Annotated in this window: 20 protein-coding genes, 1 pseudogene and 2 riboswitches; of the genes and pseudogenes, 17 read left to right on the top strand and 4 right to left on the bottom strand. The window is 41.4% G+C overall.

Annotated elements, in window-relative coordinates:
- Positions 1–450 precede the first annotated feature (450 nt).
- The 6 genes from NSQ52_RS18695 (at position 451) to NSQ52_RS18670 (ending at position 5275) form a co-directional block, all read left to right on the top strand.
- The gene (locus NSQ52_RS18695) at positions 451–894 is read left to right on the top strand and encodes a MarR family transcriptional regulator (protein WP_045033720.1); all 444 of its coding nucleotides are present in this window, start codon (positions 451–453) and stop codon (positions 892–894) included.
- A gap of 13 nt (positions 895–907) precedes the next feature.
- On the top strand, positions 908–1546 hold the full coding sequence (locus NSQ52_RS18690) for a nitroreductase family protein (protein WP_342473754.1): 639 nt from the start codon (positions 908–910) through the stop codon (positions 1544–1546).
- 25 nt (positions 1547–1571) lie between these two features.
- Positions 1572–1865, top strand: coding sequence for a putative quinol monooxygenase (locus NSQ52_RS18685; protein WP_327862300.1), 294 nt, complete (start codon positions 1572–1574; stop codon positions 1863–1865).
- 189 nt (positions 1866–2054) lie between these two features.
- Positions 2055–4436, top strand: coding sequence for an immune inhibitor A domain-containing protein (locus NSQ52_RS18680; RefSeq protein WP_342473753.1), 2382 nt, complete (start codon positions 2055–2057; stop codon positions 4434–4436).
- A gap of 207 nt (positions 4437–4643) precedes the next feature.
- Positions 4644–4907 (top strand): ORF6C domain-containing protein, encoded by a 264-nt coding sequence (locus tag NSQ52_RS18675; protein ID WP_008345710.1) that lies wholly within the window; start codon positions 4644–4646, stop codon positions 4905–4907.
- Positions 4904–5275, top strand: a complete 372-nt coding sequence (locus tag NSQ52_RS18670) for a DUF1304 domain-containing protein (RefSeq protein ID WP_007498006.1) — start codon at positions 4904–4906, stop codon at positions 5273–5275. Before NSQ52_RS18675 ends, NSQ52_RS18670 begins: the two co-directional genes overlap by 4 nt.
- A gap of 143 nt (positions 5276–5418) precedes the next feature.
- Here the strand turns inward: NSQ52_RS18670 and NSQ52_RS18665 are convergent.
- Positions 5419–5613 (bottom strand): annotated as a pseudogene (locus NSQ52_RS18665) (hypothetical protein); the annotation flags it as partial.
- Positions 5614–5837: 224 nt separating this feature from the next.
- Here NSQ52_RS18665 and NSQ52_RS18660 point away from each other — a divergent pair.
- The 11 genes from NSQ52_RS18660 to NSQ52_RS18610 all read left to right on the top strand — a co-directional run bounded on the left by NSQ52_RS18660 (position 5838) and on the right by NSQ52_RS18610 (position 18243).
- Entirely contained in the window at positions 5838–6494 is a 657-nt protein-coding gene (locus NSQ52_RS18660) for a type 1 glutamine amidotransferase domain-containing protein (protein ID WP_017358640.1), read from the top strand.
- A 141-nt stretch (positions 6495–6635) separates the two neighbouring features.
- The gene (locus NSQ52_RS18655) at positions 6636–7763 is read left to right on the top strand and encodes a hypothetical protein (RefSeq protein WP_342473752.1); all 1128 of its coding nucleotides are present in this window, start codon (positions 6636–6638) and stop codon (positions 7761–7763) included.
- Positions 7764–7819: 56 nt separating this feature from the next.
- Positions 7820–7923, top strand: a riboswitch (TPP riboswitch).
- A gap of 87 nt (positions 7924–8010) precedes the next feature.
- Positions 8011–8697, top strand: a complete 687-nt coding sequence (gene tenA / locus NSQ52_RS18650; protein ID WP_342473751.1) for a thiaminase II — start codon at positions 8011–8013, stop codon at positions 8695–8697.
- The gene (locus tag NSQ52_RS18645; RefSeq protein ID WP_019743666.1) at positions 8694–9293 is read left to right on the top strand and encodes an ECF transporter S component; all 600 of its coding nucleotides are present in this window, start codon (positions 8694–8696) and stop codon (positions 9291–9293) included. The genes tenA and NSQ52_RS18645 overlap by 4 nt, the downstream gene beginning before the upstream one ends.
- Positions 9268–10860 carry an ABC transporter ATP-binding protein gene (locus NSQ52_RS18640; protein ID WP_144679022.1) on the top strand — a complete coding sequence of 531 codons (1593 nt, stop codon included), beginning with the start codon at positions 9268–9270 and terminating at the stop codon, positions 10858–10860. Before NSQ52_RS18645 ends, NSQ52_RS18640 begins: the two co-directional genes overlap by 26 nt.
- Positions 10850–11584, top strand: coding sequence for an energy-coupling factor transporter transmembrane component T (locus NSQ52_RS18635; RefSeq protein ID WP_024719222.1), 735 nt, complete (start codon positions 10850–10852; stop codon positions 11582–11584). The genes NSQ52_RS18640 and NSQ52_RS18635 overlap by 11 nt, the downstream gene beginning before the upstream one ends.
- 149 nt (positions 11585–11733) lie before the next feature.
- On the top strand, positions 11734–12573 hold the full coding sequence (locus NSQ52_RS18630; RefSeq protein ID WP_024719223.1) for a methyl-accepting chemotaxis protein: 840 nt from the start codon (positions 11734–11736) through the stop codon (positions 12571–12573).
- 173 nt (positions 12574–12746) lie between these two features.
- Positions 12747–13562 (top strand): YwqG family protein, encoded by an 816-nt coding sequence (locus tag NSQ52_RS18625; RefSeq protein WP_017358646.1) that lies wholly within the window; start codon positions 12747–12749, stop codon positions 13560–13562.
- Between the two features lie 224 nt (positions 13563–13786).
- Complete coding sequence (locus tag NSQ52_RS18620) at positions 13787–14620, top strand: PRD domain-containing protein (protein WP_017368351.1); 834 nt, start codon at positions 13787–13789, stop codon at positions 14618–14620.
- A 325-nt stretch (positions 14621–14945) separates the two neighbouring features.
- Complete coding sequence (locus tag NSQ52_RS18615) at positions 14946–16853, top strand: beta-glucoside-specific PTS transporter subunit IIABC (RefSeq protein WP_268430364.1); 1908 nt, start codon at positions 14946–14948, stop codon at positions 16851–16853.
- Positions 16825–18243, top strand: coding sequence for a glycoside hydrolase family 1 protein (locus tag NSQ52_RS18610; RefSeq protein WP_342473750.1), 1419 nt, complete (start codon positions 16825–16827; stop codon positions 18241–18243). The genes NSQ52_RS18615 and NSQ52_RS18610 overlap by 29 nt, the downstream gene beginning before the upstream one ends.
- Before the next feature lie 54 nt (positions 18244–18297).
- On the opposite strand, the gene NSQ52_RS18605 is transcribed toward NSQ52_RS18610, so the two are convergent.
- From NSQ52_RS18605 to NSQ52_RS18595, 3 genes are all read right to left on the bottom strand, one after another.
- On the bottom strand, positions 18298–19422 hold the full coding sequence (locus NSQ52_RS18605; protein WP_342473749.1) for a 5-methyltetrahydropteroyltriglutamate--homocysteine S-methyltransferase: 1125 nt from the start codon (positions 19420–19422) through the stop codon (positions 18298–18300).
- An 87-nt stretch (positions 19423–19509) separates the two neighbouring features.
- A riboswitch (SAM riboswitch) is annotated at positions 19510–19622 on the bottom strand.
- An 81-nt stretch (positions 19623–19703) separates the two neighbouring features.
- On the bottom strand, positions 19704–21023 hold the full coding sequence (locus NSQ52_RS18600) for a gluconate:H+ symporter (protein WP_008345676.1): 1320 nt from the start codon (positions 21021–21023) through the stop codon (positions 19704–19706).
- Positions 21024–21073: 50 nt separating this feature from the next.
- Positions 21074–22495, bottom strand: coding sequence for a four-carbon acid sugar kinase family protein (locus tag NSQ52_RS18595; protein ID WP_342473748.1), 1422 nt, complete (start codon positions 22493–22495; stop codon positions 21074–21076).
- Between the last annotated feature and the right edge of the window lies 1 nt (position 22496).

Below are 22496 nucleotides of genomic sequence, written 5' to 3'. Positions count from 1 at the left end.
GGATAAACCATGAGAATGCTCAAACTCATTCTCTTTATTTTTGTAGTCTTGATGATCATTGGATTTATCAGCTACTATGTGGGACCAACATCGACACCAAGTTCTTAAGACGAGCAAAAGCTCGTCCCAGCGTGAAGACAAACCCTCGCATTCGGTGTCAGTCCTGCGCGCTGGTGCTCACGAATGTCAAATTCGCTCCGCTCCATTGCTCGTCCATCCTAGACTGCAAAGGTTTTCTTTCACGCTGAAAAGAAGACAAAGGGCTAAAATAAACTACATTTTAGCCCTTTGTCTACGGTCTGAGACGAGCAAAAGCTCGTCTTTTTTGATTGAAATAAAAAATTTCACTTTATGAAACAAACCTCTTGCAATCATGAAACAATGGGTGTATATTAGTTGACGAGTCAATGATTGATATATCAACTAATTGATCTGAATAGAAAAGAGGGGATGGCATTGACTGCATTTTGCTCTGAAGAAGCAGAGGTATTATATCGTTTGCAGTGCGTGAACCGTATGATGGGTGTGAAGTTCGAAGCATGCACGGGCATCAGCCAATCAAGACTGGAGTTGCTATCACTGTTATTCCAAGCCGACGAAATCAGCCAATCCGATTTGCAGAAAAAAGTAAATATTGATAGTGCGGCTGTGACGCGTCACTTAAAACAGTTAGAAACAAAAGGAATGGTCACGCGCAGAAGAAAGCCGGAAGATAATCGAGTCACGCTTGTTCGTCTGACAGATGAAGGCAGAACAAGAATCGAAGCTTCTAAAAAAGAAAAAGAACGATTTATCTCAGAAATGCTTGAAAACGTAAGTGATGAAGAACGAAAGCTTCTCACTGATGTGCTCATCCGTATACAACAAAACATCGAGAAGATTCAAACAACCTAAAGGAGTGTTACACATGGCTACAACATTAAAAACAAACGATTTTATGGATATTATGAAAGGGCGCCGCTCCATTCGTAACTATGATCCAGCAGTGAAAATTAGCAAAGAAGAAATGACGGAGATTTTAGAAGAGGCAACAACAGCACCATCATCAGTGAATGCACAGCCTTGGCGCTTCATGGTCATTGACAGCCCAGAAGGAAAAGAAAAGCTCGCACCACTCGCAAAATTCAACCAAACACAAGTAGCTACATCATCAGCTGTCATCGCTGTGTTTGCAGATATGAAAAACAATGAATACTTAGAAGAAATTTATTCAAAAGCAGTAGAAAATGGCTACATGCCGCAGGAAGTAAAAGAAAGACAAATTGCTGCATTAACTGCACATTTTGAAGCTCTTCCAGAGCAAGTGAATCGTGAAACGATCTTAATTGACGGTGGACTTGTGTCAATGCAGCTGATGCTTGCTGCTCGTACGCATGGCTATGATACAAACCCAATTGGCGGATATGACAAAGAAGTCATCGCTGAAACATTCGGCTGGGATAAAGAGCGCTATGTACCAGTTATGCTTCTATCCATTGGGAAAGCAGCTGACGAAGGTTATGCTTCTTACCGTTTACCGATCGATCGCATCACAGAGTGGAAATAATTTTTTAAAAAAGGGAGACGATCATATGATTATTATTCATGCAGGGATGACCATTCATCCAGAGAAAGAAAACGTATTTTTAGAAGAAATCAACGGTTTAATGAAAGCTTCACAGGAAGAATTAGGAAATGTGTCCTACAAGCTTTTCAAGGATACAGAGAAAGAAAACACCTTTTTAATGGTAGAAGTGTGGAAAGATGAAGCAGCGGTTCAAAGCCATAATGCAAGTGCACATTTCCAAGCTTTCGTCGCAAAGGCAAAAGAATTTTTAGCCGCTCCACTTGATGTTGTTGCATATCAAGGAGAGCAACTTTCATAGAAAAACAACAAACACCCTAGGCATTTATAGCCTAGGGTTCTTTTATTTTCGACAATTCGTTCCACCTATTTCAATCTCGTATTGTGCATTTTCCACAAAGTTTCTGAAAATAAAATGTTTTTCGACTTAAGTATATTGGAATATGCTAGAATTAGATATTATTTATTACCAAATTAGGGAGGAACCAATATGAAAAAAGGGAAATGGACGAGCATCGCACTAACAGCTGTCCTCAGTTTAGGCACATTGACAGCTTTCAGCACCCCTCTATCTGCCCACACCTCAGAAAAGTCAACATCCTCAGATGGTGGTCATTATTCAGGTATTCCATTCGACGCAAGTGTTGTCAATGAAGACCGCCTCATCAAAGCCTTGAAAAAACAAGGAAAGATCAAAAAGAATGCCAATGAGGCAGAAACCCAAAAAGCATTAAAGAACTACTTAAAGAAAAAAGAAGAAGCAGCGATGAAACAAAGCGCAAGTACCTTAACAGAAGAACCTGAATTCCTAAAAGAATACAAACAAAATGTACATAATAAACTAGCCAAAAAGAAAAAGTTAAAGAAGCATAAAGGAAAAGAAGGCAATCAAGTAAAGCCGGTGAAAAAGGAAAAATATAAAGGCGACGTCCGTAATGATAAAGTTTTGGTATTATTAGTAGATTTTAAAGATTATAAGCATAATAGTATTAAAAAAGAAGAGACTGATATGTACTATGACAAGTACGATCAGCAGCACTACCAAGACATGCTTTTCGGAAAAAATGGCTACATCGGTCCAGATGGTAAAAGAAAAGTATCTATGAAGCAGTATTACGAAAAGCAGTCCGGTGGAAGCTACACGATTAGTGGAACAGTAGCTGGATGGTATACAGCCAAGCATGAAGCAGCATATTATGGCGGGAACGTACCAGACGAATCAGGCAGTGACGGCAGACCGCGCGAATTGGTGAAAGAAGCCCTCGAAGCAGCGGCAAAGGATCCAAACATTGACCTTGGTGAATATGATCAATGGGACCGCTATGATATGGATGGGGACGGTGTTTATAATGAGCCGGACGGTATCATTGACCACCTCATGGTTGTACACGCTGGCGTAGGTGAAGAAGCTGGCGGCGGACAGCTTGGCTCTGACGCGATTTGGTCGCATCGCTGGTCACTTGGTGATGTATTTGAGATTCCAAACACTGAATCAGAAGTGGGTCAAGGCGGAAAGTTAGGCGCTCTAGATTATACGATTGAGCCTGAAGATGGCGCAGCAGGCGTGTTCACACATGAATTTGGACATGATCTTGGTCTGCCTGATGAATACGATACACAATACACAGGCAGAGGAGAGCCCGTTTCTTATTGGTCTATCATGTCAAGCGGAAGCTGGGCAGGTAAAGTACCTGGTACGGAACCAACAGGTTTTAGTCCATATGCAAAAGAAATGCTTCAAAACTTGCATGGCGGCAACTGGCTTTCTGGAAAAACCATTGATGGTAAGACATTAACAAAAAGCAAAACAGTTTTAATCGATGAAGCAGCAACAAAAGGAACCAACCATGATGCGGTTCGAGTTGATTTGCCAGATAAAGAGATTGTGGTCACTCAGCCTGCACAAGGGCAATATTCATACTTCAGCGGAACAGGTGACAATTTGAATGCTACCATGACGACATCAGAGATTGATTTGTCGAAGGGAAGCAAAGCCGAGCTTACGTTTAAAGCATGGTACGATATCGAAGAAGATTATGACTATGCGTATGTAGAAGTTCGTGAAACTGGGACAGACAAATGGACAACCATTGCTGGTAATATTACGAATGATCGAAATGAGGCAGGAGCGAATGAAGGCAATGGCATCGATGGAAAATCAGATGGCTGGGTAGATGCATCCTTTGACCTTTCTGCTTATGCAGGGAAGAAGATCGATCTGCAATTCCGCTATACAACCGATGCAGGATATTCACTGCCAGGTTTATTTGTAGATGATCTAAAGATTACAGCAGATGGAGCAAAAGTGTGGTCAGATGATGCCGAGGGAACGTCCACGTTCACTTTTAATGGATTCTCTCAATCTAATGGAAAACAATATGCCGCTCAGTATTATTTACTAGAATGGCGCTCTTATGCTGATGTCGATAAAGGCTTAAAGCATATCAAACGAGGAGCAAGTCTGATGAGCTATAATAACGGTTTGGTCGTGTGGTACGTCGATCAATCGTACAGTGATAACTGGGTTGGAAAACATCCAGGGAACGGCTTCCTTGGAGTCGTAGATGCAGATCAACAAGTGTTGAAATGGAGTGACGGCTCTATTGCAGCGACAGGTTTCCAAGTACATGATGCAGCATTCTCTTTGAATCCAAGCACGAAGCTGAATATTGATTATACAGCGACAACAGGCTTAACCTTAGAGGATCGCTATATCCGCCCAACGCGTACATTTAGTGATAAAAAGAACTATGTGAATCCAAATAACCCGGATGCAGGACGTGATGTGCCAACATACGGCCTATCCTTTAAAGTCGTCGGACAAAGTAAGGACCGTTCTGTTGGAAAGGTATTAATTTCTAAAAGCAACTAAACAAAAAGCCGGATTCTATCCATGAATCCGGCTTTTTGATACGTTAAGACATGGATTTTTAGCGTATGACTCGTCTTTGATCGAATGTTTGTTCTTTTTTATTTTGATATCCGAATGAAACCATTATATAATAGAGATTGGAAGGTTTTTCTTTCATTCAATGTTCTTTTTAGTTGTTAAAAAACCAAGAAAGGATGAGCGTTACCAATGAGTTGTGTCACTGCCAAGCAATTAAAGGTGATTCGAGGGACGATGCAGACTTTTTGCAGCCATTTAGAGTATGATGGCCACGGTAAGCTTCATATTAATACCATCATGGCTTTTATTAAAAAGGAATTTGGTGTAAGAAAAATGAAAGACATTCCACAAAGTCGTTTTCATGAGGCGTTAGAGCTAATCCAAGACTTTGATTTATACACGGACAAAATACAAATACGAGACCGTCTATCAGAAAGGAATTCACTAAATTGAATATTTTAGCAATGATTTTAGTAGGAATTGTCGCTTTAGAGCACATTGTCATCATGTTACTAGAAATGTTTTTTATGGAATCAAAAATGGCGAAAAGATCTTTCAATCTGCCTGAACACTTACAAAAGGATCCAAATGTGAAAGTGATGTTTGCTAATCAAGGGCTATACAATGGCTTTCTAGCTGCTGGACTCATTTGGGGGCTCATTCTTGGTTCGAATACCGTAGGATATATGATTCAGCTATTTTTCGTTCTTTGTGTGTTCATCGCAGCAGTATTTGGCGGTGTGACGTCTAATAAATCGATTATCATCAAACAAGGGTTACCAGCTTTTCTTGCATTAATTGCACTTATCCTGGCTATATAATCCTATCAACGTGATAGAAAACCTTTGCAGTTTAGGAAGGACGAGCATCGGAGCGAATCTGACATTGATGAGCACCGAAGCACAGAACTGACACCGAATGCGAGGGTTTGTCTACACGGTAAAGCCGCCCCAGAGGGCGGCTTTTATCTTTTACGCATTCCCATCAAACGAATAATGGACGTAAGACAAAGGGCAACAGCGACAGCCAATATGATTTTTCCATACATGACGCCCGTAAGATTCATTAAAAAGACAGCCAATATGATACAGAGCGTGATGATAATCATCACAATCGAATAGGTTTTCATCTCTTTTTCCACTCCTTTTAAATTCCCTCTAGCGCAAGAGGTCTGTCAATTGTTTCTCATATTATATCATTTCATCACAATTTTACATGAAATTCCCTGTCAATAGAATGTGACAGAATGATTAGATTTGAAGTGAGGCTATATTTTTTAAAAAATCGGGTATAACATAAAGAGTTGTATCCAAGTCTGATTGCTTGATATTTAATTGTGCAAAATATAAAATAGCCACATGATAAATAGAAAGGATGATAAAGTTGAGCAAGAACGTTTTATTAGTATCAACAAGCAGCTCAGAAATGAACGGACACCCAACAGGCTTATGGCTTGAAGAATTAGCCGAGCCATTTCATATTTTTAAAGAAAATGGACTCAACGTGCAAATTGTTTCAATAAAAGGTGGAACAGTACCGATCGATAAAAATTCAATTCCTGAAGGGGTTCCAGCACAATATCAAGATGTGTATGAATTACTTCAAGACACAAAGGCACTGACCGATGTAAACCCAGCTGAGTATGATGGCATTTTCTTTGCTGGAGGACATGGCCCAATGATCGACTTTGCGTCCAATCAATTGGTTGCCGATGCGATCTTAGCGATTTCAGACAAAAATGGAGCCGTTGGGGCAGTTTGCCATGGCGTTTCTGCCTTTGTTGATGTGAAGGATCGTGATGGAAAATCATTTATCGACGGCAAGAAAATAACAGGATTCACAAATGAGGAAGAGGATGCTGTTCAGCTGACATCTAAAGTTCCATTTTTATTGGAAACAAAACTTCGCGAGCAAGGGGCAGCATTTGAAAAAGGCGATGCATTTGCGCCATTCGCTGTTGTAGACGGACAAATTATTACTGGACAAAATCCAGGATCAAGTGCAGAAACAGCACGCTTATTTGTCAAAACCATTGCATAAATCATCAAAAAAACCAGTCGTGACTCATACGGCTGGTTTTTTGTTATAAAAATTTCCTAAAAAAGTCCAAAACAAGTATTAGAAAAATGGTAAAATAATCACAGGGTAAAAAACCCAAATTAGGAAAAAGGGGATGTTCCTGTGAGAGCATTTTATGTCAAAATCACCGCCGCCTTACTGTCTATTTTATTGGTCACAACAGGTTTATTTTCACCAGCAATCAAAGCAGAAGATGCACCAAAATCAAGTGAAAAAGTATCGCCACTGACTGAAAAAGCCATTCAGCAAGTGCAAGAGTCGTTTGAAAAGCAGGATAAAGGGACTGCGGTTCAACAGAAGGAAGTAAAAAAATCATTTAAAGTAGATAAGAAAAAGGGAATAAGTATTAAACGAAAAGCGGCTGCAGATGGAAAGATGCGCACGTCTGCCGTTCGCTCTATTGATGGACTAGCCATTAATCAATCGGCAGTTTTAAACGAGGAAGATCCAGTTGATTTATGGTTCTTAAGTACATCGTCCCCTCAGGCGCTCATCAGCCGGATTACCTCTCCAAATGCTGATTATTTCGTTCAGTTATTTGTTATTGATTATGAAGAAGGACAAGCTTATCCAACGGATCTGATTCAATCGGCAGGCAGTCTGCTTGCGTTAAGCAATTTACCAGCGGGGGATTATGCGTTTGGTATTACTAGCGGTGGAGACTTTGGAGACTCATATACATTACAGGTGAATGCAAAAAACCCACCAAATTTCACAGGTGCTGAATCCCTGTCATCAACATTGCAATACTTTGTTGCTTCGTATGCCAATGGGGATGTTTTCGCAAATGGTACAAAAGTGTATAACAAACAATCTAAGACCGCTGATTATAAATGGGAGCGTGTATTTTATTTCTCATATGATGGAAAATATCAACAGAGAACGCATTCTGTTGACAGTGTAAAAGTGAAAAGTATTTCGGCACCAGTATCGTACTCTGCTCCATATGCGAGTTCCTCTGAGGCCATTCTTGTCTACTTAGATGTGGAGACATTATTTATGTATCATGAATCATCGTTTGCTAGTGGGCAGTACTACCATAGCAGCTTTGTTGATACTCTCGGAAAGACAACGCCAAGGCGTTTAGACATTGATGACCTGACAAATTACGGCGATCATATTTTGGCTGTTGATTTAAAGACAGGAAAGCCAATTGATTTCTTCAGTGTCCTTAATTTCTACTATGCAGCAGGGATCGAGAAGCTGCCAACGATCAATACATTGAATTAAGATCGGCGGTTGACATCAAATCGCCACATGTGTAGAGTAAAGATAATTAAATGACAAAAGTCCACTAGGGGAGTCATGTATGACTGAGACAAGAGGAAATCTTGGACCCTTTGAACCTGATCTAGTTTGTACTAGCGGAGGGAAGTGGAGCTGGACCTTGTCTTATTCATGATTGAATCGATAAGAAGGCCGCTCCATTTGGGGTGGCTTTTTCATTTATTCAACTGAAAAAGAGGAGGCTTTTTTTATGACATTTTCAACCCAATTAAGGCAAGAAGCAGAACCATTATTTGAAGCGATTTATCAGCATCCGTTTGTGAGAGGACTCGCAGCAGGAGAACTCGAAAAGGAACAGATCATTCATTATGTCAAACAGGATGCAGAATATTTAAATGCCTTTATTAAAATTTATGCGGCAGCCATCAGCAGATGTACAGACAGAGAGGACATTACCTTTTTCCATCAACAAATGGCTTTTGTCCTTGATAGTGAGACACATCCTCATCAAAACCTTTGCCGAGTGGCAGGTGTCGCTTATGATGAACTGCAAGGTGCGTCTTTGGCGCCAAGTGCCCATCACTATATTCATCACATGCTGCAAGTCGCAAAGGAAGGGACGCTAGGAGAAATCATTGCGGTTTTGCTCCCTTGCCCTTGGACCTATTGGGAAATAGGCAAACGAATGCTTAAAGATGTTGAGCCCGATCCTGCCCATCCATTCTATGAGTGGATCACGTTTTATGGCGGGTTAACGGACTCTGTTACAGTGGAGCTTTGCAAACGGCTTGATCAGTGGGCGGAAGGAGCAAGTGAGAAGGAAAAGGAGAAAATGAAACAGCACTTCATCTTAAGCTGTCAGCTTGAGTATAAATTCTGGGACATGGCCTTTACTGTCGAAGAGTGGCCTGTCCAAATGGAGGTGCAGCCTTCATGACATGGAAGATGAAAGAAGTCGTTCTTGCTGTCATTTTATCAGTGGCATGCGGAGTCATCTATTTAGGGTGGTCGACTCTTTATTTACCGATTACAGCCCTTGTCGGTCCAGCAGGAGGCAACATCATGTTCGGAATTTGGGTCATTGCCAGTCCAATCGTTGCTTACATTATCCAAAAGCCTGGCGCTGCCCTCATCGCAGAAACAGCTGCCGCTGCCGTGGAATTACTGACAGGCAGCCACTTCGGTCTTTCTGCGCTTTTGATTGGTGTATGCCAAGGACTTGGAGCAGAAATCGCCTTCGCTCTTTTTGGCTATAAGCGATATCGCATGTGGACACTCATGTTGTCTGGTGCCTTTGCAGCAGTAGGGGCAATGGCATATAGCCTCATTGCCAATGGATTCGGCTATTACACGCCTCAAGTGTTACTCATGACACTTGTCACTCAAGTCATTAGCGGTATGTTACTCGGCGGTTGCTTGGCAAAGGTTGTGGTGGATGCTTTATCTAAAACGGGTGTGCTGAATCAATATGCCATCATGAAAGAAAAACGAAGTAAGGGTGACCAGCATGGATTCATTTCTCGCGTGCAGTAATCTCACTGTCCGTTTTTATGAACAGCCGAATCCCGTTCTTCATCAAGTATCTCTTTCTATTCAAAAGGGGGAAAAGGTGCTGATATTAGGACCAAGTGGAAGCGGGAAATCTACGCTGATTTCTGTGCTTGCTGGCATTATTCCAGAGCATATGGAAGCTGAAGTACAGGGAGAAGTGATGCGGCAAAGGCATACTGGTGTCATGTTTCAAGACCCAGATTCGCAGTTTTGTATGCACCGAGTCAATGAAGAAATTGCGTTTAGCTTAGAGAATCGATCTGTCCCTCGAGAACAAATGGATGACATGATTCAGCATCTCATGAAAAAGGTACAGCTGGATGTCGACCCAAATACAGATATTCATACCTTATCTGGCGGAATGAAGCAGCGGTTGGCGCTTGCATGTTTACTAGCATTAGAGCCAGATGTCCTGTTCTTTGATGAACCGACAGCACAGCTTGATCCAGCAGGAAGAATGGAGATATTTCAATTACTTCAGCATCTTTCGGCTGAACAGAATCAGACGATGATTTTTGTGGAGCATGTGTTAGACGGTGTCATCGAGTGGATGGATCGGGTGATCTTATTAGATCATCAAGGCCGTATCATAGCAGATGGAACGCCAAAAGACGTGATGAACACATTTGAGGGAGAAATGAAAGAAGCCGGCATTTGGCGTCCGAAAATATTTCCCGAGAAATGGTCCACTATCGTACAAGATCCGTTTCATCCACTGAGTCAAACACTCTTGCAAACCTTTGAGGCGAGAAAAGAACGTCATGAGACATCAACAAATCGAGAGGTCATTATTCGCACTGATCATCTACAATTAAGCTACGGGAAAAAAAGCATTATAGATGACCTAGACCTTAATATAAAAGCAGGAGATTGGGTTGCGATCATCGGTGAAAATGGGAGCGGAAAAAGTACGTTTCTTAAACATGTCATCCGTTTAGAACCAATAAAGAAAGGTCACATTTACTTAAAAGGAAAACATCTGAAAAAGTGGTCTGACCGAACATTATATGAAAAAGCAGGCTTTGTATTTCAAAATCCAGAACTTCAATTTATACAGGACACAGTGTTTGATGAAATCGCATTTGGTGGGAGACAGCGAAATTGGCCAGAGCCTGTTGTGCAAGAAAAAACGAATCAGCTATTGGTAGAGTTCGGCCTAGAGAAGCATAGAGATGCGCATCCTTTCACCTTAAGCTTAGGACAAAAAAGAAGATTAAGTGTTGCCACGATGCTTCTTTTTGATCAGGATGTACTCATTTTAGATGAGCCGACCTTCGGGCAGGATGAGAAAACGGCGAGGGAGTTAATCCGGCGTTTAAAAGAACGTCAACGACAAGGCACCACTATTATTATGGTCACACATGATATGGAACTCGTTGATGAGTGCGCTGATCAGGTGCTTGTTTTTCATCAAGGGGAGCATGTTTATGATGGTACGCCTTTTGATTTATTTTCTCATCAGGAACTTGTCACTTCCTGTGAGCTCAGAGTGCCGTTACATTACCGCTATATGGCTGAAAGAAAGGAAGTGATGACGATTGCAAAGTAATCACTCCTTTCTATCCACTGTAAATCCAGTCATGAAATTACTCGCCCATCTCCTTGCGATGTGCTGTCTGATGGCGATTTCTGATCCTAAAACGACGTTCATCATCTGGCTGTTTGCACTTGGAATTGGACTTGTCCTAGGCGGCTGGAATTTGAAATACCTCATCACCAGACTTGTACCTTATCTGCTCTTTTTCATTCTCGTGTTTTGGATGATCGCGGCCTTTGGCAAGGGAGATCATACAGTTTGGAAGTGGGCATGGTTTCATATCACAGAGGAGAGTTTAAGAAATGGGCTGACCATTTCTTTTAGAATGCTTGGGTTTGTGACATTTGGTCTCCTTTTTACATCAACAACTGATTTGACGGCCTTTATGATGAGCTTAATCCATCAATGCCGAATGTCACCCAAATGGGCATATGGGATGCTGGCAGGCTTCCGGTTTATCCCGTTGTTTCAAAGTGAATTGAAGCAAATGAAGGCTGCACATAAAATTAGAGGTTACAAGCAAAAAAACAGTTGGAAAGCCTTTATACGTTATGCACTCCCTCTTTTCACGCAAGGTGTACGGAAATCTGAACGACTAGCCATTGCGATGGAAGCAAGAGGCTTCACAGGGACGAGGGAGAGAACGTATTATCATGTCATCAGCACTTCATGGATCGACTGCATGTATCTTTTTTTCATCGTCATTAGTGTGTTGATATGCATCTTCTTCTTTTAAAAACAGCCACATTCTCTTGATAGAATGTGGCTGTTTTATATGTCTTAGGTCATTTGGTTGATATTAGTACACATTGCAGGCTGTAATAGATCATATAAAGAACCGATAAAGAGAGTGTACTGAGAAAAAGAGAGGATGAACGTGAGCGAATGTCACAGAGAATTGATAACATAATAGACGCTTTACCAATCGTTGGACTAGCTATGAGAGAGCAGCTAACCTTTTCTGTGTTAGGGAAAGAGAAGGTTCTTTATTATCAGCAGCACGGGAACATTGACTTAGGGTTTAAAGCAGGGGATGTTGTAGCTCCCGGGTTCCAAAACTTTTCAATGTTGAAAAATGGGAGAGAGCCATCGTTTATCCAGATTCCTAAAGAGGTGTACGGAATTCCTATGGACATCGTCGCCGTCCCGATTAAAGATGACAATGGTCAAGTGATCGCTGCCTTCTGTGTAGCATATGACCAAACGAATCAACAACGATTAGAACACATTATGACGGAAAGTAACGATGCTTCCGAAAAACTAGTCGCGATGGTACAGCAAGTGGCTGCACATTCAGAGGAACTACAAGCGACAAGTGAACAAATTCTACAAAATACAAAAACCACTGTCGAAAATTCCTCTAAAATCAACCAAGTGTCTAATCTCATCAAAGGTATCTCTGATCAAACGAACTTACTTGGACTCAATGCATCCATTGAGGCTGCAAGAGTAGGTGAAGCAGGAGCAGGCTTTGGGGTGGTTGCTACAGAAGTGAGAAAGCTGTCTACTCACGCGAAGCAAGCAACGACTGATATTGAAACAGCGCTAAAAGATGTGCAAGGCTCTATCAAAGGAATGGAAGAAGAAATAGCACAAATCGTGGCTTCTTCTGAACATCAAGCAGAACTCGTTGGCACTTTCACAAAAATTATTGAGGGGCTGCACGAAACGAACGAAACGATGAAATCATTGGCAACAGACTTAGTGAATTATCAAGTGAAATAAATAAACGAATCACCAAACCTCCAGCCGTATCGGAGGTTTTTTAACGTGTTAAAGTGAGTTTTTTGTCATGATATTGACGGGTTTTTCACTGACAGGGAAGTTACACTTCTGTATGATAGAAAAAGAGAGACCTGTTTTGATCATTAGACCTATTCATAAGGAGGAAGACCATCTTGACACAATCAGCAAAGCTGCAAGAAGTACTTGCGCCTTACCGTCCATTGCTAGATCAAACCGAAAAACCACTGATTCAATTACAGATAAAACAAGGAAAAACAGGACCATATGACAGCAAAATAGCAGGTGATCCTTATTTCCCAAAAAACGACGAATATCCCGTTGATGGAGAAGGCCATCCTATGAAGCTGCTGGCACAAATCAATTTCGGCCAGCTGCCAAAGCTGAAAGATTACCCAGAAACAGGACTTTTGCAAGTGTTTATTTCTGTACATGATGATCTTTATGGGATGAATATTGACCAAAAAACAGAGCAAAAAGATTTTCGGATCAAATTTATTGAGGAACCTTTCTTAGCTGAAGAAGACTTATTGACTGATTTTTCATTCGTGAAAATTCCTGACGATTTTTATTTTCCAGTTACGAAGGAAGGTGCGATTACAGGTGAATTATCAAGCGAAACGATCAGTGTAGGAGATTTCCGCTTTGAAAAAGTCACAGGAAAGCAAAGCTGGGATCTATTCGAAGATGCTGTTGGTATTGATGGTGATGAAGCAGATCAATTGCTAGATGAATTTTATGAGACAGCAAGTGGTTTTGGCCATAAAGTTGGCGGATACCCAGGTTTTACACAAGAAGACCCGCGTACCTATGTAGACCAAGAACATACTGTGCTATTATTGCAAATTGACTCAGATGATGAAGTGGACATGTTGTGGGGAGATTGCGGCATTGCTAACTTTTTTATCAAACCAGAAGACCTCAAACGAAAACATTTCGAAAATGTCGTCTATAACTGGGATTGCTCCTAATTTTGTAAAAAACACTCTTTTTGAAGAGTGTTTTTTGTCTATTTTTAGCCTTTTTGCCCCTAAATCGTCATTTCTGAGAGGTAATATGTCATTCTTTCTAGTTGACCGTATCAAAAAAAAATGTAAAATCATCTTAAAGTCCTCTTTTTTGAAAATAATAATAAAATGACATATCAATCAACAATGAAATGCTCGAAAAAGCGGAATGTACTGGGGGGGATCAATTGATCATTTCGAAAGTAATCAACAATAATGTGGTCAGTGCGTATGATGACGAGCAGCATGAGCTGGTCATTATGGGCAGAGGGATTGCGTTTCAAAAGAAAAGCGGAGACCCGATTGACGAAGAACGTATCGAAAAAGTATTTTCCATTCAAAATAAAGATATATCAGAAAAATTCAAAACCCTGCTTTATGATATTCCGATCGAGTATATGCAAGTGTGTGAGGCAATTATCGATCACGCAAGAACGACCCTTAACAAAAATTTAAATGACAGCATCTATGTCACATTAACGGATCATATTACCTTTGCTATTGAACGTCATCAAAAAGGAATGGACATTAAAAATGCCTTGCTTTGGGAAATCAAACGGCTGTACAAAGAGGAATTCATGTGTGGTGTAGAAGCGATTCGGATCATACAGGACAAGCTCAACATCCATCTTCCCGAGGATGAAGCAGGCTTTATTGCGATGCATATTGTCAATGCAGAACTGAATGAGGAAATGCCGAATGTCATTCAAATTACAAAACTGATTCAAGATATTTTGAACATCGTAAAGTATCATTTCCAAATTGATTTGGACGAAGAATCATTAAATTATTTCCGTTTTGTCACGCATTTGAAGTTTTTTGGACAGCGTCTGTTTAACGAAACACAAATGGAAAATCAAAATGAGTTTCTGTATGAAGTGGTAAAGGAAAAAAATACAGCCGCTTTTCAATGTGCGGAGAAAATTAATGACTATGTTCAAAAAGAATACAACCGAAGTCTCATAGAAGATGAGATGTTATACTTAACTTTGCACATCGATCGAGTCATAAAAAGAAAATAAATCAAAAAGAAAGCGTTGACATAACGAAATTAACATGCTAATTTATAACTATAAACTTAATAACCCACAATCTTTTAGGATTGTTACTGGTCAAGCAGGCAAAACCTAAATCATTGTCCCTATCTTTGATAAGGCATGATTTAGGTTTTTTTGTATCTAAAGGCTTATAAAATTGAATAACGATCAATCGCTATGAAGGATTGTTACTGGTTAAGCAGGCAAAACCTAAATATCGATTAATGTCTGAATCGCTATTTTTCGGGCATTAATGGATGTTTAGGTTTTTTCTATATCAAGATGAAATCAACGATTGGAGGGTAACACAATGAACCACAAACAAACAGCAAAAGAAGTTCTAGAGCTTGTCGGCGGTGAAAAGAATGTAAAGCAAGTCACGCATTGTATGACAAGGCTCCGCTTCAACCTATACGATGAAAGCAAAGCGGATAAAGAGAAGCTGCAATCAACAGACGGCGTCATGGGCGTGAATCAAAGCGGCGGTCAATACCATGTCATTATTGGCAACGACGTATCAAACGTCTATCAAGCAATGATTGCTGATTCTGGGTTATCAACAGATGTAAAGTCAGGCGATTCAGAAGAAGCATCAAAACAAAATGTGATTTCAAAGCTTTTCGATTTTATCTCTGGTGTCTTCACACCGATTCTTCCAGCCATCGCTGGAGCTGGTATGATCAAAGGGATCTTGGCATTAATGCTGACGTTCCAATGGATCTCAGATAAAAGCAGCACATATGCGATTTTAACAGCTATCGGAGACGGAGCCTTTTACTTCTTACCGATTCTGCTTGCTGTAAGCGTAGCCAAAAAAATTGGCACAAATCAGTATATCGCCGCTGCCATTGCAGCAGCCGCACTGCACCCGCAGTTAACGGCTTTACTAGGCGCAGGAAATACAGAATTTCTAGGGCTACCAGTGGTTGCCGTTGTGTACTCTTCATCGGTGATTCCAATTCTACTCACTATCTGGCTCGGCTCATATGTTGAAAGATTCGCGGAAAAATATAGTCCGAAATCACTAAAAATCATTCTTGTTCCAACAGTTACACTTCTTGTCGTGGTACCAGTTATGCTCATCGCGGTTGGACCGCTTGGTGGTATTATCGGAAATGGCCTTTCAGGTGGAATTGATTTATTGTTCAAACATGCAGGTATTTTGGCCGGACTCTTAATCGGTGGCTTTATGTCACCATTGATCATTACGGGCATGCACTATGCACTACTTCCAATCATGATCAACAACATTACATTAAACGGTTTTGACTTCATTCTTCCAATGATGTTTGTAGCGAATATGGCACAAGCAGGCGCAGCATTCGGTGTCTTCTTAAGATCAAAAAACAAAACATTCAAATCATTGGCGATGTCTACAAGTATCACTGCGTTAATGGGTATTACTGAACCTGCTATGTATGGTGTGAACATGCGATTGAAAAAACCGTTCCTTGCAGCCCTCATTGGTGCAGCAGCAGGCGGCGTGTTCATGTCTATCTTCAAAGTAAAGTCATATGTGATATCAGGATCAGCAGGTCTTCCAGGTCTCCCAACGTTCATTGGACCGACATTTGTTTACTCCATCATTGGATTAGTGATCGGCTTTGTTGTAGCAACCATCATGACACTTGTTCTAGGGTTCAAAGATGTACCAGTGAAAGATGATACAAAAGCAGACAAACCAGAAGAAAAGAAAGACACAGTAGCGCTTCAAAATGAAGTGGTACAAAGCCCGCTTGAAGGTCAACTAAAGCCGCTCAATCAAGTAAATGATGCAACATTCTCTAATGAAATCATGGGTAAAGGAACAGCCATTGTCCCAACAGTTGGACGTGTAGTAGCACCGTTCAACGGCAAAGTTGAAACCATTTTCCAAACGAAACATGCCATTGGTTTAAAGAGTGATCAAGGCACAGAGCTTCTCATCCATGTGGGGATTGATACAGTAAAACTTGGCGGTAAACATTTCACAAGTCATGTGCAGTCAGGTGATCTCGTTCAAGCAGGAGATCTGCTAGTTGAATTTGATATCAAGGGCATTCAGCAAGATGGCTATGATGTAACAACGCCAATTATCGTCACCAACACAAATGATTTTGCACAAGTTGATGCGAAAACAGATGGGGCGATTACAGTAAAAGAGACATTGCTTACAGTCAGTGTAGAAGAAAATGAGGAGGGCATTCAACATGACCAATTTAGAAAAAACATTTCCTAAAGGTTTCTTATGGGGCGGCGCAGTAGCCGCCAACCAAATTGAAGGCGCTTATAACAAAGATGGAAAAGGCTTATCGACAGCGGATGTATCACCACACGGTATTATGCACCCATTCGATGAATCAATGAAAGACCTTAACTTATATCATGATGCGATCGACTTCTATCATCGCTACAAAGAAGATATTGCCCTGTTTGCAGAAATGGGATTCAAGTGCTTCAGACTATCCATTTCTTGGCCACGTATTTTCCCAAATGGCGACGATGCGGAACCGAATGAAGCGGGCCTCGCTTTCTATGAAAAAGTATTTGATGAACTGCATAAGCATGGAATTGAGCCAGTTGTCACGATCTCTCACTATGAAATGCCACTTGCACTTGTGAAAAATTACGGCGGATGGAGAAACCGTAAGCTTGTGGGTCTTTATGAAACATACGCTAAAACATTGTTCACTCGCTTTAAAGATAAAGTGAAATATTGGATGACTTTCAATGAAATTAACGTCGTCTTACATGCTCCTTTCACAGGGGGTGGCCTTGTATTTGAAGAAGGCGAAGACGAGAAAAGCATTCAATATCAAGCAGCGCATCACCAATTTGTTGCAAGTGCTCTAGCTGTTAAAGCAGGACACGAAATCATTCCTGATGCGAAAATCGGTTGTATGATTGCAGCGATGACAACTTATCCGTACAGCTCAAGACCAGAAGATATGTTTGCTGCGATGGATCAAGATCGTAAAACATTGTTCTTCTCAGATGTACAGTCAAGAGGCTATTACCCTGGATATATGAAACGTTATTTCCTGGAAAATAACATCAACATTGAATTCCAAGACGGTGACGAAGACATTCTAAGAAACCATACAGTCGACTATATTGGCTTCAGCTATTATATGAGTTTTGTGACAAGTACAGATCCAGAGGTACTTGGACAAGTGACTGGTGGCAACCTATTTGAAGGCGTGAAAAACCCTTATCTAGAAGCAAGTGATTGGGGATGGCAAATTGATCCAAAAGGACTTCGTACAACACTAAACCAACTATATGACCGCTACCAAAAACCATTGTTTATCGTAGAAAATGGATTGGGTGCTGTGGATCAAGTAGAAGAAGACGGCTCAATTCAAGACGATTACCGAATTGATTACCTAAGAAGTCATTTGCTTGAGGCAAGAGAAGCGATCGCAGACGGCGTTGATCTGATCGGCTATACAAGCTGGGGCCCAATTGATCTTGTCAGTGCATCAACAGCTGAAATGAAAAAACGCTACGGCTTCATTTATGTCGACCGTGACAATGAAGGCAACGGTACATTAGATAGAAAGAAAAAGAAAAGCTTTGATTGGTATAAACAAGTGATCGCGACAAATGGAAAGCATTTAGACGCATAAAAAAGAGAGACAAACCGCTGATCAAACGGTTTGTCTCTTTTTATTGTGAGTGGACTATGATGTCCACACTTGATCCGCAATCTCAATCACATGACGCAGCTTTTCCCATTGCTGTTCTTCTGTTAACAAATTGCCTTCCTCCGTTGAGGCGAATCCACATTGTGGGCTTAAACAGATTTGGTTGATGTCCACATATTGTGCCGCTTCTTCGATTCGTCTTTTGATCTGATCAACGGGCTCAAGTTCCCCATACTTTGAAGTGACAAGACCTAGTATGATTTGAAGGTTTGGATTTTTCACATAACGCAGGGGTTCAAATCCGCCAGAACGGTCATCGTCGAATTCTAAGAAGAGACCATCCAAATCCAGACCCGCAAAAATCGTTTCAGCCGCTGCCTCGTAACCACCTTCAGCTGCCCACGTCGATTTAAAGTTACCACGGCAAATGTGCATGGTGATCACTAAATCATCTGGTCGATCGGCAACCGCTTCATTGATTGTTTTCGCAAACGATTCACGCAGTTCATCTTCCTCGCGGCCAAAAGCTTTGATTTGTTCATGTCCTTTTTCAGAAAAGAACACAGCCCAAGCTGTATCATCTAGCTGTAAGTAACGGCAGCCTGCATCATAAAAAGCACGGATGGCTTTTTTATAAGCTTGTGCCACGTCATGGTGAAAATCATCTAAGCTGTCGTACACACCTTCTTCAAGCTTTCCACGGAAAAAGAGCATATTCGGACTTGGAATCGTCATTTTAGCCGTATGATTACCCGCGATGCTGTGAAGGAAGCGATAATCCTCCAGCATTGGATGATCAGTAAAATCAATCTTACCTGTTACTTTGATGCCTCTCGCTTTTGTTGTCGTATTGTGGAATTGAATGCCTTGGTCTGCTTCAAATCCTTCGACCCCATCAAGCCCTTCTAGAAAGTCAAAATGCCACCATGCACGTCTGAATTCTCCATCTGTGACAACCTCTAATCCAATTTCTTTTTGCTTCTCTACAATACGAGTGATTTCTTCATTTTCAATTTGTCGGAGCTGCTCTGCTGTGAGTGTACCGTCTGCTTTTTGCTTGCGTGCTTCTTTGATGCGTTCAGAACGAAGTAAACTCCCTACTTGATCTGCGCGAAATGGCGGCTTTGTTGTTTTCTTACCAATGGTTTGTACTTGTGTCATGCTGAATCCCTTCTTTCTTCAGGTTATAAATCAAATAAAAAAGCTCTTCCTTGGATAAGGAAGAGCATCATATACTGTGAGATCTCTGCCTTATCTTCAAACAAGCATCAGCTTGCTTAAGGAATTAGCACCATTCTGTTCCTAGGAACAGCGGTTGCCGGGTTTCACAGGGCCAGTCCCTCCACCACTCTTAATAAGGTTACCTTTGATTCAATTTTCTTAATAAACACAATTATTCAATCTTTTCGAGAAAAAGTCAATGGTTTTTCCTATTTATTTTCCTACATAAACAAATCAGCGACGAGAACACCAGCTAATCCAACAAGTGATAGAACAGTCACCATTAATGTCCAAGTTTTAAAAGTTTGAGCCATCGACAGATTAAAGTATTCTTTGTAAATCCAGAAACCCGCATCATTCACATGAGAGAATGTTATACTGCCGGCGCCTGTTGCAATCACCATTAATTCTGGGCTGACTCCCGTCAAACCTATCAGCGGTGCAGAAATGCCAGCTGCTGTGAGACCCGCGACAGTCGCTGACCCTAAAGAGACACGAAGGACAGCTGCAATCAGCCAAGTGAGGAGCAGAGGAGACAGTGTGCTTCCTTGCATAATCCCTGCAATGTATTGATCAACGCCGCTGTCAATGAGCACCTGTTTAAAGGCGCCGCCGCCTGCAATGATCAATAGAATCATCGCAATGGAGCCAATTGAATCCGTAATCGACTTCATGACGTCCTGCATGCTCTTTCCTCTGCCAAGACCAAATGTGTAGATGGCAAGCAGCACAGAGATTAATAGGGCAATCGCCGGCTCACCTAAAAACTCAGCCGCCGGTAGTAGCGGGGAGGACGGGAAGAAAATTTCTAAACATGCTCTGAATGTCATGAGCAATACAGGTAAAATAGCGGTGAAAATACTAATGCCGAAGCTTGGCATTTCCTCTTCTGTAAATTCCTTTGGATTAAACAAGTCCTTTGGAATGTGTGCATGCAGTTGATCTTTCTTAAATAGTTTCGTAAACAGAAGTCCGCCTACTAAAACAGCAGGAATGGCTAAAATAATTCCAACCAATAAGGTTTGTCCCATGTTGGCTTGAAATACATTGGCAATGGCTGTCGGCCCTGGATGAGGAGGGAGGAAGCCATGTGTTGTAATGAGTGCAGCGACGAGCGGCATTCCCACATACAACACAGGAAGTCTTGCGGCTTGAGCAATGGTAAAGACTAATGGAATAAGAATAATGAATCCGGTTTCATAAAATAGAGCAATTCCGATAACAAATCCAGTCAGCATCGTCGCCCATTGGATTTTCCCGATACCAAAGCGGTCGATGAGTGTCATGGCAATACGTTGAGCACCGCCAGAATCAGCCATCAATTTACCAAGCATCGCTCCAAAGCCAAGAACCAACGCCAGATGGCCGAGTGTACTTCCAAGCCCTTTTTCGACTGAAGCAATCGCTTCAAGTGGTGACATGCCTTCTAAAACGGCAACGATTAAAGAGACAATAATCAACGAAATGAAAGCGTTTAACTTAAAGACAACCATGAGTAAAAGTAATAACAAAACGCCAAGTCCGATAAAAACTAACGACATGATCTTTCCTCCTTTGTGTTGCATAAGGGAGCGTGAACGCTCCCTCTGCTTTATCCTTCAAGTATGTCTACTGCTTCTTTTAACGTATCCTTTGAGCCAACATTTCCCGGGAAAATCACATAAGACATGAATGGGAATTTGCTTTCTTCGCCTGTTTGCCAAACGGGAATACCTGGTTTGATTTGACCTGCGACGGTCGCACGTTTGACACTGAGTCCTCTTGTTCCAATATCGCTTGAGGTGATTCCGCCTTTGGCAATGAGGTACTTAGGGCGAATGGAGAGGCGCTGAACAATGCTTGTCACAGCATCACTAATCTGAACAGACAGTTTCAATTCTTCCTCTTGACGATCGTCCCCAAGATCAAGCCGTTCTCTCCTTGTATAAACAGCAACCGATTGCCCGGTTGTTAAAAGCCGTTCAGTTTGTTGAATCACGCGGTCAATTTCCTCTTGAAATGCTTCAGGTTCTAACACGAGGTGTGTATCAAATTCAATAAATGCAATGTCTTTATTTTGCTGCAGCGCTCGCAATTGTTCGGTTGTTTTTTTGACATGGGAACCGACCATGATGAGGCCACCGTGCGTGCTTTCTTCCTGTATTAAGTCTTGTCTAGTTAATAGTGCTTGATCCTCAACACCGCCAAGCACTTTTGTGAGAGCTGCCGCACTTCTAAATAGAAAGTGCTGACCTGCTTTGATGGCATCTATGAGGGCAATGACAAAGACTTTGACATCGTCATAGTCTACTGCATTTACAACCACTTTTTGAAAATCCTTCACGGTCATCAGCTGATCCTTGATTTGTTCAATACGTAAAGCCCGGATATCTTCTAAAGAAATATAAGTAGTGTTTTCCTTAGTGAACGATCCGTTTGATTTCTCTTCGATCCATTCTCCGAGGTGAGAAGATTGAAATCCGAATGTACGATCCAATGCAAATTCTGTGTCACCAGCAGGAATTAATTCGTGACCTTCCTGTACGTAGTGAATATTGCCAATCGTAAAGCGGCCGCCTTCTTTAAAAAAGGGAAGAAGGATTTCGCCGTCAAATTGGCGGGAGCTTTGCTGTTCAATGGTCGTTCTGAGAATTTCAGTCTCTAGCGGGAAGTGTCCACGTAGGGTGGAGTCCCCCCGGCTGACAATGATGAAATCTTGATCAAGCCGTTCAGCCGTTTTCACAATCGTTGATGCGATCGTTTCATGAAGAACCGCCGTTTCTTTCTCTGTCATACTGCGAGAGTTGGTTAAGATAAAGAACATACGGCTGTCTTCAAGAAAACCAGCTTCAATGCTTTTCTCTGACCAATCGGTGAAAACAGAGACGCCGTGTACGGTTTGAATGCCTGTTGGGTCATCGTCTAATACAATCACTTTATGGTGAAAATGGTTTAGTGCTTGTTCGTATGCTGATTGAATGCGGTCTGAATCCGCTTTCGGAATGGCATTTAGTAACTCAATGCTTTGTTTCATA

This window comes from Bacillus sp. FSL W8-1141, assembly GCF_038593205.1.
In the GTDB taxonomy this organism is placed as follows: Bacteria; Bacillota; Bacilli; order Bacillales; family Bacillaceae; genus Bacillus; species Bacillus altitudinis.
This window is presented reverse-complemented; position numbering and strand designations above follow the sequence as displayed.